The following is a 16,330-nucleotide window of genomic DNA, read 5'->3' on the forward strand; positions in this document are numbered from 1 at the left end:
CCTGTGTCTATCCTGTGGATGAAATCGGGTCCGGACTTTTTCTGCTGGATACGCACGATTTACTCCCATCTTATCCACAGCTTGTTCCCGGGCCGGTATTCGCCTTTCCGAGGGTTCAGCTGCTCAGGGTACGCAGCAGATTGGCGTAATCCTCGTCCAGGCTGGCATCGGCTTCGCGCAACTCCGCGATCTTGCGGCAGGCATGGATCACCGTCGTATGATCGCGACCACCGAACGCTTGACCGATCTCCGGCAAGCTGTGCTGCGTAAGCTCCTTGGCAAGCGCCATGGCCATCTGGCGCGGCCTTGCGACCGAGCGGCTGCGGCGGGTGGAGAGCAGATCGGCCACCTTGATGCGATAGTAGTCCGCGACTGTCTTCTGGATGTTCTCCAGCGTGATCAGCTTGCTTTGCACCGCCAGGAGATCGCGCAACGCTTCCTTCGCAAAGTCGAGGGTGATGGGTTTCCCGGTGAAGTGCGCATTGGCAATGACCCGTCGCAGCGACCCTTCCAGCTCGCGGATGTTCGACCGTATGCGTTTGCCCATGAAAAAGGCGACTTCCGTCGGCAGCTCGATACCGGCCTGCTCTGCCTTGCGCTGCAGGATGGCTACGCGTGTCTCCAGTTCCGGGGGCTCGATAGCGATGGTCAGTCCCCAGCCGAATCGCGACTTGAGGCGTTCCTCCAGCCCCTCGACCTCTTTCGGGTAGCGGTCCGAAGTCAGAATGATCTGCTGCTGACCTTCCAGTAATGCATTGAAGGTATGGAAGAATTCTTCTTGCGAGCGTTCCTTGTTGGCAAAGAACTGGATGTCGTCGATCAGCAAGGCATCCGCGCTTCGATAGTACTGCTTGAAATCGTCGATCGCGTTGTGCTGCAACGCCTTGATCATGTCAGCCACAAAGCGTTCGGAGTGCAGATAGATGATCCGCCCCTCCGGTTGACGGGCCAGGATGCGGTTTCCGATTGCATGCATCAGGTGGGTCTTCCCGAGGCCCACGCCGCCGTATATAAACAAAGGGTTATAGGCGACGCCGGGATTCTCGGCGACCTGCAGGCTTGCGGCCCGTGCCAGCTGGTTCGATTTGCCTTCCACAAAGGTTTCGAAAGTGAACGCGGGGTTGAGGTTGCTTACCGGACCCTTCGGGAGGGTTGCCCGCGGTTGTTTCGTCCCTGACGGAGCCCTGACGGGCTCGACGCCCTCCGGCTGCCCGGCTGGCCACTCGGCACCGCCGATACCCAGCCGCACGCGCTGCCCATCGACCTCGTCGGACCCGGGACGTACTTCGCTCACGGCCTCCTCGATGGACCGCAACAGGTGATCGCGTACATGCTCGAAGACGAACTGGTTCGGTGCCAGCAAGCGCAAGGCCCCTTCCTCCTCTTCGGCGTGCAGGGGCCGCAGCCAGGTGTTCAGCTGTTGCTCACTTACGCGACCCTGCAGGCGATCCAGACAGGCTGTCCACAGGGAATTGGCAGTCACACGCGGCTCTCCGGGATCACGAGGTTCGGGGGCCCCGAGTCTACGCCGATGGCGCCCCCCGGCGCTAGCCGATTCCTGCCCCCTCATTGACTTCACGCACCGTTGGAGGTAGTTTTCTCCGCCCTTTATCCTATAGTCCGAGATCCGTCATGAAGCGCACCTTCCAACCGAGTCGGCTTGTCCGTGCCCGTACCCATGGCTTTCGTGCCCGCATGGCCACCCGTGGCGGCCGCAAGGTCCTGAACGCCCGTCGCGCCAAGGGCCGCAAGCGTCTCTGCCCGACCAACTGAACGCGCTGACCCGCCGGCCATCATGACTGCCCGGGCGCAGGGCTTCCCGCGCCAGGCGCGCCTGCTGGTCGGTGCTGATTACCAGCACGTCTTTGCCGATGCGCGGCCCGTACGTGGTCGTTACTTGACGCTGCTGTATCGCGCGCGCGAGGTTGCCGACGGGCCCCGGCTGGGGTTGGCCATTGGCAAGCGCCATGTCCGGAAGGCGACGGACCGCAATCGGATCAAGCGCATTGCGCGCGAGGCCTTTCGCCAACGCCGCGCCGTGCTGCCGCCGGTGGACCTGATCATCCTGGCCCGGCCAGGGGCCGGCGCCTGTGACAGTCGGGCCCTGCGCTCGGAGATGGAAACGCTGCTGGATCGCCTGCAATGACGCTCGTACGCAAGATTGCCCTGCTGCCGGTGCGCGCCTATCAATACGGCATCTCACCGTTCATGGCGCCGCACTGCCGGCATTACCCGACGTGCTCGGCCTACACGGTCGAGGCGGTGGAGAAACACGGCGTCGCGCGCGGCTTCTGGCTTGGCCTGCGGCGGATTCTGCGCTGCCACCCGTGGTCGCCCGGCGGTTATGACCCCGTCCCGGAACCTCGCCTGTCCGCCCATTCGCATCGCTCCCGGAAATAGTCGCGCTCATGGATAACTTGCGTCCCCTCTTGTGGCTCAGCCTGGCCTTTGTCCTGTTCCTGATGTGGCAGGCCTGGAACCAGGATTACGGCACCCCCGCGGAGCCCGAGACCGCCGAGCAGGAAGTCGAGGATCCCGAGGCGCGCCCCGAGGACGTGCCCGATGCGCCGCAGTTCGAGGACGAGGATGATCCCCGCGCCGCGGCCGAGGACGAGCCCGAGATCAGCCCGATCCAGGAACCGGATCGCCGCCAGTTCACGGTCCGTACCGACAAGCACGAACTACTGATTGACACCCGTGGCGGTACTATCCTGCGCGCCGATCTCCTCCAGTACCCACGGGACCTGCAGGACGACCCGCTGGTGCCCGTGCGCCTGTTCGACCATCGCGTGCGTGGTTACGTCGCCCAGAGTGGCCTGACCCACGACCGCGTCAACGACCGGGCGTTGGAGGGCCGAGCGCCCTCGCACCACGCCAATTTCGAAGTCGACGGCGATCACTTCGAGATGGCGGAGGACGATGACACGCTCCAGGTCCCGATGCGCTGGACTTCGGACGATGGCGAGATCGAGGTCATCAAGACCTACACCTTTACCCGAGGAACCCACCTGATCGAGGTGGACTACGAAATTCGCAACCAGGGCGATTCCTCCTGGACCGGTCGCCAGTATCGACAGCTGCGCCACGGCCCGACACCCGACCGGGAGGCCTGGTGGCTGTATACCTTTACCGGGGCCGCCTACTACGACGGCAGCTACCAGCGCGAACGTTTCGAGTCGCTCGCCGATGACCCGATCCAGCAGCGTCTGCATGGCGGCTGGGTCGCCATGATCCAGCACTATTTCGTCTCGGCCTGGGTCCCGGGCGGTGACGAGGTGAACGCCCTGTACGCGCGCGCCGTGCCCGGCGAGGTCGGCGAGGAATACCTGATCGGCCTGCACTCGGCCGAGCCCCTGACGGTGCGCCCGGGCGAAAGCGGGCAGCTGCAGACGCGCCTGTGGGTCGGGCCGAAGCTGCAGGACGAACTCTCCGAGATTGCCCAGGGGCTGGAACTGACCGTCGACTACGGGATGTTCACCTTCCTGGCCAAGCCGCTGTTCTGGCTGCTGGACCTGATCCACAGCGTGGTCGGCAACTGGGGCTGGTCGATCGTGCTGCTGACCATCCTGATCAAGATCGCGTTCTTCAAGCTGTCCGCGACCAGCTACCGCTCGATGGCGCGCATGCGCAAGGTCGCGCCCAAGCTGCAGGCACTGAAGGAGCGTTACAAGGACGACAAGCAGCGCATGAACCAGGCGCTGATGGACCTGTACAAGAAGGAGAAGATCAACCCGCTGGGTGGCTGTCTTCCGATCCTGGTCCAGATCCCGGTGTTCATTGCCCTGTACTGGGTGCTGCTGGAGAGTGTGGAACTGCGCCAGGCGCCGTGGTGGCTGTGGATTCAGGATCTGTCCTCGCGTGATCCGTACTTCATCCTGCCGATCCTGATGGGCGTGTCCATGTTCGTGCAGTACAAGCTGAACCCGCCGCCGATGGACCCGGTGCAGCAGAAGATCTTCATGGCACTGCCATTCGTGTTCACGATCTTCTTCGCCTTCTTCCCGGCGGGCCTGGTGCTGTACTGGTTCACCAACAACCTGTTCTCCATCGCCCAGCAGTGGTACATCACGCGCAAGATCGAGGGCGGCGAGGACCCGGACAAGCAGAAGAGCTGACCGGGCCGTGACCGTGGCGGATACCATCGTCGCGGTCGCCACCCCGCCGGGGGTCGGCGGCATCGGCGTGGTCCGCCTGTCGGGCCCCGAGGCACTGGCGATCGCGCGGCGCCTGACCGGGCGCGACCGCCTGCGACCGCGCCATGCCCACTACGGCCGCCTCCTCGATCCGGCCAGCGGCGAGGCGATCGACGATGGCCTGATCCTCTATTTCCCCGCCCCCCATTCCTACACCGGCGAGGACGTGATCGAGCTGCAGGGCCACGGCAGCCCGGTGCTGCTGGAGGGGATGGTCGCGGCAGCGGTCGGCCTTGGTGCGCGCCGCGCACGGCCGGGCGAATTCACCGAACAGGCCTTTCTCAATGGCCGCCTCGACCTCGCGCAGGCGGAGGCCGTCGCGGACCTGATCCATGCCCAGACGGCCCAGGCCGCGCGCCTGGCCCGCTCCAGCCTCGATGGCGCGCTGGCCGCGGAGCTGGAGCCGGTCTCCCGGGCCATCCGCGACATGCGCGTGATCATCGAGGCCGAGATCGACTTCGGCGAGACCGACCTCGAATCCGAGGCCGCCCCGGATATCGCCCGGCGGGCGGAGAACCTGCACACGACTATCCTTGCGCTCCTCGAGCGTTTGCGCCCGGCCCGCTACTTCGCCCAGGGCCTGCGTCTGGCCCTGGTGGGTGCCCCGAATGTCGGCAAGTCCAGCCTGATGAATCGCCTGGCCGAGAGCGAGGTGGCGATCGTCACCGATCGCCCCGGGACCACCCGCGACGTCCTGCGCTCACCCATCGCCATTCACGGCATCCCGGTCGAGCTGATCGATACCGCCGGCTTGCATGCCAGCGACGATCCGGTAGAGCGGATCGGCATGCAGCGCGCCCGCGAGGCGGCGACCGGGGCCGACCTGATCCTGGAGCTGCGGGATCTGACCCGGCCGGAGGCCGTCCCCGATCTGGAGGCCCCACCCGAGATCCCGCGGCTCACGGTCTGGAACAAGCAGGACTGCGTTGGGGATTCCCGACCTGCAGAGGGGATCGTCATCTCGGCGCGCACGGGCGCGGGCATTGATGAACTGAAGCAGGCGATCGTCGAGCGGCTGGGTGCCGGCGAGGGCGGACAGCAGCGCTTCAGTGTGCGGGCACGCCACCTAGATGGCCTGCGCCTGGCGGCGCTGCATCTGGGACGTATCGAGGCCAGTGCTGCGCCCGACCTGATCGCCGAGGAGCTGCGCCTGGCCGAGGCCGCGCTGGATGCCCTGCTGGGTCGCCAGGACCACGAGGCCCTGCTCGGCGAGATCTTCGCCGGCTTCTGCATCGGCAAGTGATGGCGTAGGGAAACCCTGATCCATGTATACGCTCGCCTTGTTACCCCAGCATTCCGCGATCCCGTTGCGGCCGCTTCGATGCCGCCGCCACTCCTGCTAAACTGCTGATTTTACGTTTTCGGGCCGACCATGGGTCGGGCTTATAGAGGTCATGGCAGAAGAATTCGATGTCATCGTGATTGGCGGCGGACACGCCGGCACCGAGGCCGCACTGGCCGCGGCGCGCGCGGGTGCGCGCACGCTGCTGCTGACCCACAACATCGAGACCATTGGCCAGATGAGCTGCAATCCGGCGATCGGCGGCATCGGCAAGGGCCACCTTGTGAAGGAGATCGATGCCCTGGGGGGCGTGATGGCGCGGGCGGCGGATGCCGCCGGCATCCACTTCCGCATCCTCAATCGGCGCAAGGGCCCGGCAGTGCGCGCGACCCGCGCCCAGTCCGACCGGCAGCTCTATCGCCAGGCCATTCGCCAGCTCGTGGAGGCCGAGCCGAATCTCGAGATCTTTCAGCAGCCGGTGGCCGACATCACCATGGAGGGTGACCGCGTGACCGGTGTAGTCACCGAGGCGGGGATTGCGTTCCAGACCCGTGCCGTCGTGCTGACGGTGGGGACCTTCCTGAATGGTCAGATGCATACCGGGCTGACCCAGCAGCCGGGCGGCCGCGCGGGCGATCCGCCGAGCGTGCGCCTGGCCGCGCGCCTGCGCGAGATGGCCTTTGCGGTCGGGCGTCTGAAGACCGGCACCCCGCCGCGCATCGACGGGCGCAGCGTCGACTTCGCGCGCCTCGAGGTGCAGCCGGGCGACGACCCGCGCCCGGTCTTCTCGTTCACCGGCTCGATGGACGATCACCCGGCCCAACGCCCCTGTCATATCGCGCGCACCAGCGAAAAGACCCATGACCTGATCCGGGCCAACCTCGATCAGGCGCCGATGTATTCCGGCCAGATCGACAGCACCGGACCGCGTTACTGCCCCTCGATCGAGGACAAGGTCGTGCGCTTTGCCGACAAGGCCAGCCACCAGGTCTTCGTCGAGCCGGAAGGGCTGACCACCCACGAGCTCTACCCGAACGGGATCTCCACCTCCCTGCCCTATGCGATCCAGGTGCCGCTGGTGCAGAGCATCGAGGGCTTCGAACACGCCCGCATAACCCGTCCGGGCTACGCGATCGAGTACGACTACTTCGACCCGCGCGGCCTGCGCCCGTCGCTGGCCACGCGCGAGGTGGCCAATCTGTTCTTCGCCGGGCAGATCAACGGCACCACCGGATACGAAGAGGCCGCCGCCCAGGGCCTGGTCGCAGGACTCAATGCCGCCCGCCTTGTGGAGGACGCTGAACCCTGGATCCCGCAGCGTTCCGAGGCCTACATCGGCGTGCTGATCGACGACCTGGTCACCCGCGGCACGCAGGAGCCCTATCGGATGTTCACCTCGCGCGCCGAATACCGGCTGCTGCTGCGCGAGGACAACGCGGATCTGCGCCTGACCCCGATCGGCCGCGAGTACGGCCTGGTCGACGATGCCCGCTGGGCACAGTTCGAGTGCCGCGCCGCCGCGATCGAGTCGGAAATGAGCCGGCTTGCACAGACGCGACCGGATCGGGATCAGCGCCTCCGCCCGGCGCTGGCCGAGCTCCTCGGCAAGGCCCCGGAGCCGGATGCCATGCTGCTCGACCTGCTGCGCCGGCCGGAGGCCGACTATGACGGGCTGATGGGTGCGCTCCCCGAACTGGATGCGGCCTGCACGCCGGACGTGCGCGAGCAGGTCGAGATCCAGGCCAAATACGCCGGGTACATCGAGCGCCAGCAGGCCGAGGTCGCACGCCAGGCGAAGGCCGACCAGACGGCACTGCCGGACAACCTCGACTACGCGCGTGTGCACGGCCTGTCCAACGAGATCCGCCAGAAGCTCGCCGAATTCCGTCCGCATACGCTGGGTCAGGCCCAGCGCATCCCGGGCGTGACCCCGGCTGCGCTGTCCGCCCTGGCCGTACACCTGAAACAGCGCGCCAGTGGCGAGTAACGACTGGCGCGCGGCGCTTTCCGCCGTGGCCGACGAGTGGGCGCTGGACGCAACCGCTATCGAGGCCCTGGCGGTCTATCTGGAGCAGCTCGGGCGCTGGAACCGGGTGCACAACCTGACCGCGGTGCGCGAACCGGCACAGTGGATCCCCCGCCACATCCTCGACAGCCTGACCCTGCGCCCGTATCTTCACGGGGACCGCATCCTGGATGTCGGGACGGGCGCCGGCCTGCCGGGCTTCGTGCTGGCCGCCTGCGAGCGCGAGCGCGATTTCTGCCTGCTGGACAGCGCGGCCAAGCGCATCCGCTTCCTGCGCAACGTGATCGGGCTGGCTGGCCTGACCCGGGTCGAGGCCGTGCACAGGCGGATCGAGGACTTCCGATCCACAGAGCCCTACACCACGGTGCTGGCGCGGGCGTTCAAGGCCCCGGCGGACATGGTCGCGCGCGTCGCACCGCAGGTGGCCCCGGGCGGTCGCGTGCTGGCCATGCTCGGACAGCGCTCGGTGGCGGACGCGCCGCTGCCCGCCCCGTGGTCGTACCGGAGTGTGGACCCGGTTACCATTCCCGGCGAGACCGCCGAGCGGCACATCGCCATTATCGAGAGAGCCGAGACGTGACCGATACGCTGGCCATCACCAATCAGAAGGGCGGGGTGGGCAAGACCACGACCTGCGTGAACCTCGCCGCCTCGCTTGCGCGGCTGGGCAAGCGCGTGCTGGTCGTGGACCTCGACCCGCAGGGCAATGCCACCACCGGTTCCGGTGTGGACAAGCATGCCGACGACCCGACCTCCTGCGAGGTGCTGCTGGGCCAGGCGACGGTTCCCGAGGCCGCCCATCGCGTCGAGGGAGGCTTCGATCTGGTGCCGGCCAACGGGGACCTGACCGTGGCCGAGGTTCGCCTGATGGACCAGGAGCGGCGCGAGTACCGCATGCGCGAGGCACTGGCCCCGGTGGCCGCCGACTACGACCATATCCTGATCGACTGTCCGCCCTCGCTGAACCTGTTGACGGTCAACGGCCTGGTGGCCGCCGACGGGGTGGTGATCCCGATGCAGTGCGAGTACTACGCGCTCGAAGGCCTGACCGCGCTGATGCGCACGATCGAGAGTATCCAGAAGGGCCCGAACCCGCAGCTGCGCATCGCCGGGTTGTTGCGCACCATGTTCGACCCGCGCAACCGCCTGTCCGGTGACGTCTCCGACCAGCTCACCGGCCACTTCGGCGAACGCGTGTTCCGGACTGTGATCCCGCGCAACATCCGTCTGGCCGAGGCCCCCAGCTTTGGTCAGCCGGCCTTGTTGTATGATGCCTCCTCGCGCGGGGCGGTGGCCTACCTCGCGCTGGCTGGCGAGATGCTGCGCCGCTGATCCCGCATACACGAGCAGGACTGAAACGATGGCAAAACGTGGACTGGGCCGCGGGCTCGATGCCCTCCTGTCGGGGGCACAGAGCGGCGGCGACGAGAGCGACTCCCTGGCGCAACTGCCGATCGAACAGATCCGCCGCGGTCAGTATCAGCCGCGCGTGCACATGTCCGAGCCCGCGCTCGCCGAACTGGCGGAGTCCATCCGCGCCCAGGGCATTGTCCAGCCGGTCGTCGTGCGGCGGGTCGAGGGCGGCTTCGAGCTGATCGCCGGCGAGCGCCGCTGGCGTGCCGCCCAGATCGCCGGGCTGGAGAGCGTCCCGGCGGTCGTGCGTGATATCCCGGATCAGGCGGCGGCCGCGATGTCGCTGATCGAGAACATCCAGCGCGAGGACCTCAATCCGCTGGAAGAGGCGCAGGCCATCCGGCGTCTGATCGACGAATTCGAGATGACCCACCAGGCCGCGGCCGATGCGGTCGGCCGTTCGCGTACGTCCGTGACCAACCTGCTGCGTCTGCTGGAGCTGCACGATGCGGTCAAGGAACACGTGAACGAGGGCCGCCTCGAGATGGGCCATGCCCGCTGCCTGCTCGCGCTGCCGCTGGACGACCAGCCCGGTGTGGCCGCGACGGTCGTCAAGCGCGACATGACCGTCCGCGCCACCGAACAACTGGTCAAGAAGGTGCTGTCCGCCCAGCCCGAGCCGCGCAAGGACAGCGGTCCCTCGCCCGAGGTCCGGCAACTCGAGAGCCGCCTGTCCGACCGCCTCGGCGCCCCCGTTCAGGTCCGCTACAACCGGCAAGGGAAGGGCCGCCTGGTCATCGAGTACAACAGCCTCGACGAACTCGACGGTATCCTCGAACACATCCAGTAAAGCGCCCGCCGGGGCTTCCCGAAACCCCTTGCAACAGGCCCTCCCGCACCCCATAACGGTTTGACCTAATAGAAGGGTGCTCTTATAATGCGCGCACTTTTTGGGAGAGGGGTGGGTGTGCCCATCCGCTGAATGACACCGCGACGCTACAGACACGCCCTGCAATCGATCGGTCTGCAGCTCGCCCTGACGCTGATACTGTCGGGCCTTTTTCTGGCCCTGTTCCCCCCGATCGTGGCGATCTCGGCCATGGTCGGCGGCATGACCGCGACACTCGGCAACGCCGTGGCCGCGGTCGTTGTGTTTCGAGCCTACCGTTCCGATCAGGTGGGCTCGCTCACGGCGCGCATGATGGGCGCCGAACTGGGACGACTCGTAATCATCGCGGTGGCATTCGGGGTGGCGTTCGCTTACCTGGACGAGCCGAACCTGCTGGCTTTGTTCGGCATCTTCCTCCTGGTGCATCTGGCCCCGCTCTGGTGGCTGCACCGGGTTTCTGATCAAGCAATGACGAGATAACTGCATGGCTTCAGAAAGCGAACTGCCCACGATGGAAGAGCACATTGCTCACCATCTCACAAACCTCACCTTCGGGCTCCATCCCGAGAACGGGTTGAGCTTCGCCACGACCAGCACCGAAGCCGCGGAAATGGGCTTCTGGGCGATTCATGTTGACTCCATGCTCTGGTCGATCGGTCTTGGCCTGCTGTTCATTCTGACGTTCCGCGCCGCCGCGAAGAAGGTCACTGCCGGCGTCCCGGCCGGATGGCAGAACTTCGTCGAAATGACGATGGACTTTGTCAACGACAACGTCCGTGGCTCGTTCAAGCACAAGAACGACATGGTCGCACCACTGGCGCTGACCATCTTTGTCTGGATCTTCCTGCTCAACCTGATGGATCTGGTGCCGGTGGACCTGCTGCCGCACATCGCCTATCTGCTGGGCATCCCCTACTTCAAGATCGTGCCGACCACGGACATCAACGTGACCGCGGGCCTGGCGCTGGGCGTCTTTGTCCTGATCATCTACTACTCGCTGAAGATCAAGGGCCCGGTCGGCTTCATCAAGGAACTGACGGGCATCCCGTTCCAGACCAACATCGTGTTCCTGAAGCCGATCTTCTGGGTGATCAACTTCGTCCTCGAGTTCATCAACCTGCTGGCCAAGCCCGCCTCGCTCGCCCTGCGACTGTTCGGCAACCTGTACGCGGCCGAGATGATCTTCATCCTGATCGGCGTGATGTACTCCGCGGGCCTGATCCTGGGTCTGGCCGGGGGCGTGCTGCATGTCGGCTGGGCGATCTTCCACATCCTCGTGGTGCCGCTGCAGGCCTTCATCTTCATGGTGCTGACCGTCGTCTATCTCGACATGGCGTACAGCGAAGACCACTGATCCGCTTCACCTTCAAACTGACCGTTTCAACACTCGACTGGAGATACAAAAATGGAAATGGCTAACGCTCTGATCGTCCTGGCTGGCTCGCTGCTTCTGGGTCTGGCCGCTGTCGGCGCCGCCATCGGCGTGGGTACCCTCGGTGGTCGCTTCCTGGAAGGCGCCGCGCGTCAGCCCGAACTGATCCCGATGCTGCGCACCCAGTTCTTCATCGTGATGGGTCTGACCGACGCCGTGCCGATGATCGGCGTGGGTATCGGCCTGTACGTTCTGTTCGCCCTGGGTTAACAAGGCTGAGCGAGTCCCGAGGTCCCCTCCACTCGTCAACCTGAGGTAGCAGGATGAATATCAATCTGACCATCATCGGCCAGCTCCTCGCGTTTAGCGTGTTCGTGTGGTTCACGATGCGCTACGTTTGGCCGCCCATGTCCGCCGCCCTGGAAGAACGCCGCAAGAAGATTGCGGACGGTCTGGCTGCCGCCGAGCGCGGCGCCAAAGAACAGGAGCTTGCCCAGGAGCGCGCGACCGAGGTGATCAAGGAGGCCAAACAGCAGGCCAACGAGATCATGGCCTCCGCGCAGAAGCGCGCCACGGAGCTGGTCGAAGAAAGCAAGACCACCGCGCGCGAGGAAGGCGAGCGCATCAAGGAACAGGCGCACTCCGAGATTGAGCAGGAGATCAACCGTGCCAAGGAAGACCTGCGCAAGCAGGTCTCCCAGCTGGCGGTTGCCGGTGCCGAGCAGATCCTGGCCAAGGAGATCGATGCCAAGGCCCACGGCGATCTGCTCAAGAAGCTCGCGGCCAAGCTCTAAGGAGACGTTATGTCAGACCTGATTTCGGTCGCCCGACCCTACGCCCGCGCCGCGTTCGAGCGGGCCCAGGAGAAGAACGATCTCGCTGGCTGGGCCGAGCAGCTGGAGTTGCTGGCGGCGATCGCCCGTGACTCGCAGATGCACAGTCTCCTCTCCAACCCGCGGCTCCCGCGTGCCGATCGCGCACAGCTGGTGCTCGATGTTGCCGGCGACAAGGTCGGCGCCGAAGCGGCCAACCTGGTTCGGCTGTTGGCCGAAAACGGTCGCCTGCCGGTGCTGCCTGCCGTGTTCGATGCGTTCTCCGCCATGAAGGCCGAGGCCGAAAAGCGTGTGCACGCCGATGTCGTCGCCTTCCGCAAGTTGACGCAGGCGCAGGAGAAAGAGATCCACGACGCCCTGGTCAAGGGCCTGGGCTGCGAAGTCGATCTCGAGTGTTCGGTCGACAGCTCCCTGCTCGGGGGGGCCATCATCCGCGCCGGCGACCTGGTAATCGACGGCTCCGTGCGAGGCCAGCTGAACCGCCTGGCTGCCAATTTGAGTCGCTAAGAGGATATTTAACATGCAACTGAATCCCTCCGAGATCAGTGATCTGATCAAACAGCGCATCGAGAAATTCGATGCCTCCTCCGAGGCCTCCACCGAGGGCACCGTGGTCAGCCTGACCGACGGTATCGCCCGCGTACACGGCCTTGGCGATGTCATGCAGGGCGAGATGATCGAGTTCCCCGGCGACACCTACGGGATGGCGCTCAACCTCGAGCGCGACTCTGTCGGCGTCGTGATCCTGGGTGACTACAAGCACATCAAGGAAGGTGATACCGCCAAGTGCACCGGCCGCATCCTCGAGGTGCCGGTCGGCGAGGCCCTGCTCGGCCGCGTGGTCGATTCCCTCGGTCGCCCGATCGACGGCAAGGGCCCGGTGGAGACCGGTGTCACCAGCCCGATCGAGAAGATTGCCCCCGGGGTTATCGACCGCCAGTCGGTCGATCAGCCGCTGCAGTCCGGTATCAAGGCGATCGACGCGATGGTCCCGGTCGGCCGTGGCCAGCGCGAGCTGATCATCGGTGACCGCCAGACCGGCAAGACCGCGGTGGCGATCGACGCGATCATCAACCAGAAGGACTCCGGCGTTAAGTGTGTCTACGTCGCCGTGGGCCAGAAGGCCTCCTCGGTCGCCTCCGTGGTGGCCAAGCTGGAAGAGGCCGGCGCGATGGACAACACCATCATCGTGGCCGCCAACGCCTCCGAGTCGGCCGCGATGCAGTTCATCGCGCCCTACGCCGGCTGCGCAATGGGCGAGTACTTCCGCGATCGCGGCGAAGACGCCCTGATCGTCTACGACGACCTGACCAAGCAGGCCTGGGCCTATCGCCAGGTCTCGCTGCTGCTGCGCCGCCCGCCGGGTCGCGAAGCCTATCCGGGTGACGTCTTCTACCTGCACTCGCGCCTGCTGGAGCGTGCGTCGCGCGTGAATGCCGACTATGTCGAGCAGCTGACGAACGGCGAAGTGAAAGGCCAGACCGGCTCACTGACCGCGCTGCCGATCATCGAGACCCAGGCCGGTGACGTCTCGGCCTTCGTGCCGACTAACGTGATCTCGATCACCGACGGCCAGATCTTCCTCGAGACCGACCTGTTCAACTCCGGCATCCGCCCCGCGATCAACGCCGGTCTGTCGGTGTCCCGAGTCGGTGGTGCCGCGCAGACCAAGATCATCAAAAAGCTGGGTGGTGGCGTGCGTCTGGCGCTCGCGCAGTACCGCGAGCTGGCCGCGTTCTCGCAGTTCGCCTCCGACCTGGACGAGCTGACCCGCAAGCAGCTCGATCGCGGCAAGCGCGTGACCGAACTGATGAAGCAGGGCCAGTACCAGCCGATGTCCATCGGCGAGATGGCGTTCTCGCTGTTCGCGGCCAACGAGGGCTACCTCGACGACGTCGAGGCCGACAAGGTCGTGAGCTTTGAAAAGGAACTGATCTCCTACGCGCGCTCCAGCCAAAAGGACCTGCTCGACGAGATCAACAGCTCTGGCGACTACAACGACTCCATCCAGGAAAAGCTGAAGAAGGCCCTGGAAGAGTTCAAGGCCAAGCACAGCTGGTAACGGGAGCACGCAATGGCGGGCACTAAGGAGATCCGGACGCAGATCAAGAGTATCCAGAATACTCAGAAGATCACCAAGGCCATGGAAATGGTGGCCGCGTCCAAGATGCGCAAGGCCCAGGACCGCATGGAAGAGTCCCGGCCTTACGCCCAGAAGATCCACGACGTGATGGGTCACGTCGCGATGGCCAATGCGGAGTACCAACATCCGTTCATGGTCGAGCGCGACGTGAAGCGCGTCGCTCTGATCATCGTCTCGACCGATCGCGGCCTGTGCGGCGGCCTGAACACCAACCTGTTCAAAAAGGCCGTTGGCGAGTTGCGGCGCTACCGCGACGAGGGCGTCGAGGTGGATCTGTGCGTGATCGGAAACAAGGCGCTGCAGTTCTTCAAGCGCCTGGGTGGCAACATCGTGGCCGAGGCGCGCGATCTGGGCGATCGCCCGCACATCACGGACCTGATCGGATCGATCAAGGTGGTGCTGGACAACTTCCGCGACGGCAAGGTCGATCGGGTCGTGCTGCTCGAAAACAAGTTCGTCAACACGATGACCCAGCAGCCCGAGGTCACCCAGTTGCTGCCGACCGCGCCCAGCAAGGACGAGTCCCTGAAGCATCACTGGGACTACATCTACGAGCCGGACACCGTTCCGGTGATGGATACCCTGCTCGAGCGCTATGTCGAGTCGCTGATCTACCAGGCGGTGGTCGAGAACGTGGCCTGCGAAATGGCCGCGCGCATGGTCGCGATGAAGTCGGCCTCCGACAACGCCGGCACGATGATCAAGGACCTGCAGCTCGTCTACAACAAGGCGCGCCAGGCTGCGATCACCCAGGAGATCTCCGAGATCGTCAGCGGCGCGGCTGCGGTCTAGCGCCCGCCGCCACGATTGGATCGGCTCGGCACGAATTACGACTTACGAGGATGAACAAATGAGTTCCGGAAAAATTGTCGAAATCATCGGCGCCGTCGTGGATGTGGAGTTTCCCCACGGCGAAGTGCCCAAGGTCTACGACGCGCTGACCCTGGAAAACGGCCTGACCCTGGAAGTGCAGCAGCAGCTGGGCGACGGCGTGGTGCGGACCATCGCCATGGGCACCACCGAGGGTGTGAAGCGGCAGACCCCGGTCACCGCGACCGGCAAGCCGATCTCCGTGCCAGTCGGCAAGGGGACCCTGGGCCGCGTGATGGACGTCCTCGGTCGTCCGGTGGACAACGCCGGCGACGTGGAGGCCCAGGAGACCTGGTCGATCCACCGTGCCGCCCCGACCTTCGACGAGCAGGCGGGCTCCACCGAGCTGCTGGAAACCGGCATCAAGGTGATCGATCTGCTCTGCCCCTTCGCGAAGGGCGGCAAGGTCGGCCTGTTCGGCGGTGCCGGCGTGGGCAAGACCGTGAACATGATGGAGCTGATCCGCAACATCGCGATCGAGCATTCCGGTTACTCGGTGTTCGCCGGCGTGGGCGAGCGTACCCGTGAAGGGAACGATTTCTACCACGAGATGAAGGACTCCAACGTCCTCGACAAGGTGGCACTGGTGTACGGTCAGATGAACGAGCCGCCGGGCAACCGCCTGCGTGTCGCGCTGACCGGCCTGACCATGGCCGAGTTCTTCCGTGACGAAGGCCGTGACGTGCTGATGTTCATCGACAACATCTACCGTTACACCCTGGCCGGGACCGAGGTCTCCGCGCTGCTGGGTCGTATGCCGTCCGCGGTGGGCTACCAGCCGACCCTGGCGGAAGAAATGGGTGTGCTGCAGGAACGCATCACCTCGACCAAGAAGGGTTCGATCACCTCCATCCAGGCGGTCTACGTGCCGGCGGATGACTTGACCGACCCGTCGCCGGCCACGACCTTCGCGCACCTGGATGCCACCGTCGTGCTCTCGCGCCAGATTGCCGAGCTGGGTATCTACCCGGCCGTGGACCCGCTGGATTCGACCTCGCGCCAGCTGGACCCGCAGATCATCGGGCAGGAGCACTACGACACCGCGCGTGCCGTGCAGAACACCCTGCAGCGCTACAAGGAGCTGAAGGACATCATCGCGATCCTCGGCATGGACGAGCTGTCCGAAGACGACAAGCTGGTCGTGGCCCGTGCGCGAAAGATCCAGCGCTATCTCTCGCAGCCGTTCTTCGTGGCCGAGGTCTTCACCGGCGCGCCCGGCAAGTACGTGTCCCTGAAGGACACCATCCGTGCGTTCAAGGCCATCGTCGCGGGCGAATATGACCACCTGCCCGAGCAGGCCTTCTACATGGTCGGCACCATCGAGGAAGCCGTCGAGAAGGCCGAGAAGCTCGGCTAAGGAGTAATCGAG

At 65.2% G+C, this 16,330-nt stretch carries 18 protein-coding genes; 17 read left to right on the top strand and 1 reads right to left on the bottom strand.

Annotation, left to right across the window (positions count from 1 at the left end; all coding sequences use genetic code 11):
- Positions 1 to 115: 115 nt before the first annotated feature.
- The gene (gene dnaA, locus C995_RS0101885; protein WP_369771643.1) at positions 116 to 1,570 is read right to left on the bottom strand and encodes a chromosomal replication initiator protein DnaA; all 1,455 of its coding nucleotides are present in this window, start codon (positions 1,568 to 1,570) and stop codon (positions 116 to 118) included.
- Positions 1,571 to 1,632: 62 nt separating this feature from the next.
- Between dnaA and rpmH the strand changes: the two genes are divergently transcribed.
- From rpmH to atpD, 17 genes are all read left to right on the top strand, one after another.
- Positions 1,633 to 1,773, top strand: coding sequence for a 50S ribosomal protein L34 (gene rpmH / locus C995_RS0101890; protein WP_012983964.1), 141 nt, complete (start codon positions 1,633 to 1,635; stop codon positions 1,771 to 1,773).
- A gap of 22 nt (positions 1,774 to 1,795) precedes the next feature.
- Complete coding sequence (rnpA, locus tag C995_RS0101895; protein ID WP_018863318.1) at positions 1,796 to 2,146, top strand: ribonuclease P protein component; 351 nt, start codon at positions 1,796 to 1,798, stop codon at positions 2,144 to 2,146.
- The gene (gene yidD / locus C995_RS0101900; RefSeq protein WP_018863319.1) at positions 2,143 to 2,400 is read left to right on the top strand and encodes a membrane protein insertion efficiency factor YidD; all 258 of its coding nucleotides are present in this window, start codon (positions 2,143 to 2,145) and stop codon (positions 2,398 to 2,400) included. The genes rnpA and yidD overlap by 4 nt, the downstream gene beginning before the upstream one ends.
- Positions 2,401 to 2,408: 8 nt before the next feature.
- Entirely contained in the window at positions 2,409 to 4,115 is a 1,707-nt protein-coding gene (gene yidC / locus C995_RS0101905) for a membrane protein insertase YidC (RefSeq protein ID WP_038070480.1), read from the top strand.
- Between the two features lie 7 nt (positions 4,116 to 4,122).
- Complete coding sequence (mnmE, locus tag C995_RS0101910; RefSeq protein WP_018863321.1) at positions 4,123 to 5,436, top strand: tRNA uridine-5-carboxymethylaminomethyl(34) synthesis GTPase MnmE; 1,314 nt, start codon at positions 4,123 to 4,125, stop codon at positions 5,434 to 5,436.
- A 151-nt stretch (positions 5,437 to 5,587) separates the two neighbouring features.
- On the top strand, positions 5,588 to 7,462 hold the full coding sequence (gene mnmG / locus C995_RS0101915; protein WP_018863322.1) for a tRNA uridine-5-carboxymethylaminomethyl(34) synthesis enzyme MnmG: 1,875 nt from the start codon (positions 5,588 to 5,590) through the stop codon (positions 7,460 to 7,462).
- Positions 7,452 to 8,081: a 16S rRNA (guanine(527)-N(7))-methyltransferase RsmG gene (gene rsmG / locus C995_RS0101920; RefSeq protein ID WP_018863323.1), complete on the top strand. Its 630-nt coding sequence runs from the start codon at positions 7,452 to 7,454 to the stop codon at positions 8,079 to 8,081. The genes mnmG and rsmG overlap by 11 nt, the downstream gene beginning before the upstream one ends.
- Positions 8,078 to 8,833 (top strand): ParA family protein, encoded by a 756-nt coding sequence (locus C995_RS0101925; protein WP_018863324.1) that lies wholly within the window; start codon positions 8,078 to 8,080, stop codon positions 8,831 to 8,833. Before rsmG ends, C995_RS0101925 begins: the two co-directional genes overlap by 4 nt.
- Positions 8,834 to 8,861: 28 nt before the next feature.
- Positions 8,862 to 9,704, top strand: coding sequence for a ParB/RepB/Spo0J family partition protein (locus C995_RS0101930; protein ID WP_018863325.1), 843 nt, complete (start codon positions 8,862 to 8,864; stop codon positions 9,702 to 9,704).
- Positions 9,705 to 9,836: 132 nt separating this feature from the next.
- Positions 9,837 to 10,223: an ATP synthase subunit I gene (locus C995_RS0101935; protein ID WP_018863326.1), complete on the top strand. Its 387-nt coding sequence runs from the start codon at positions 9,837 to 9,839 to the stop codon at positions 10,221 to 10,223.
- A gap of 31 nt (positions 10,224 to 10,254) precedes the next feature.
- Positions 10,255 to 11,097 carry a F0F1 ATP synthase subunit A gene (gene atpB / locus C995_RS0101940; protein ID WP_020008858.1) on the top strand — a complete coding sequence of 281 codons (843 nt, stop codon included), beginning with the start codon at positions 10,255 to 10,257 and terminating at the stop codon, positions 11,095 to 11,097.
- A gap of 51 nt (positions 11,098 to 11,148) precedes the next feature.
- Positions 11,149 to 11,385, top strand: coding sequence for a F0F1 ATP synthase subunit C (atpE, locus tag C995_RS0101945; RefSeq protein WP_012983953.1), 237 nt, complete (start codon positions 11,149 to 11,151; stop codon positions 11,383 to 11,385).
- Positions 11,386 to 11,438: 53 nt separating this feature from the next.
- Positions 11,439 to 11,909: a F0F1 ATP synthase subunit B gene (locus tag C995_RS0101950; RefSeq protein ID WP_018863328.1), complete on the top strand. Its 471-nt coding sequence runs from the start codon at positions 11,439 to 11,441 to the stop codon at positions 11,907 to 11,909.
- A gap of 9 nt (positions 11,910 to 11,918) precedes the next feature.
- A complete protein-coding gene (locus C995_RS0101955) occupies positions 11,919 to 12,455 on the top strand; it encodes a F0F1 ATP synthase subunit delta (protein ID WP_018863329.1) in 537 nt (178 codons plus the stop codon).
- Between the two features lie 13 nt (positions 12,456 to 12,468).
- Positions 12,469 to 14,010 carry a F0F1 ATP synthase subunit alpha gene (atpA, locus tag C995_RS0101960; RefSeq protein WP_018863330.1) on the top strand — a complete coding sequence of 514 codons (1,542 nt, stop codon included), beginning with the start codon at positions 12,469 to 12,471 and terminating at the stop codon, positions 14,008 to 14,010.
- Between the two features lie 12 nt (positions 14,011 to 14,022).
- A complete protein-coding gene (gene atpG / locus C995_RS0101965) occupies positions 14,023 to 14,883 on the top strand; it encodes a F0F1 ATP synthase subunit gamma (RefSeq protein WP_018863331.1) in 861 nt (286 codons plus the stop codon).
- Positions 14,884 to 14,941: 58 nt separating this feature from the next.
- Positions 14,942 to 16,318: a F0F1 ATP synthase subunit beta gene (gene atpD / locus C995_RS0101970; RefSeq protein WP_012983948.1), complete on the top strand. Its 1,377-nt coding sequence runs from the start codon at positions 14,942 to 14,944 to the stop codon at positions 16,316 to 16,318.
- The last annotated feature ends 12 nt before the right edge of the window (positions 16,319 to 16,330 follow it).

The organism is Thioalkalivibrio sp. ARh3, assembly GCF_000377265.1.
GTDB lineage: Bacteria > Pseudomonadota > Gammaproteobacteria > Ectothiorhodospirales > Ectothiorhodospiraceae > Thioalkalivibrio > Thioalkalivibrio thiocyanoxidans.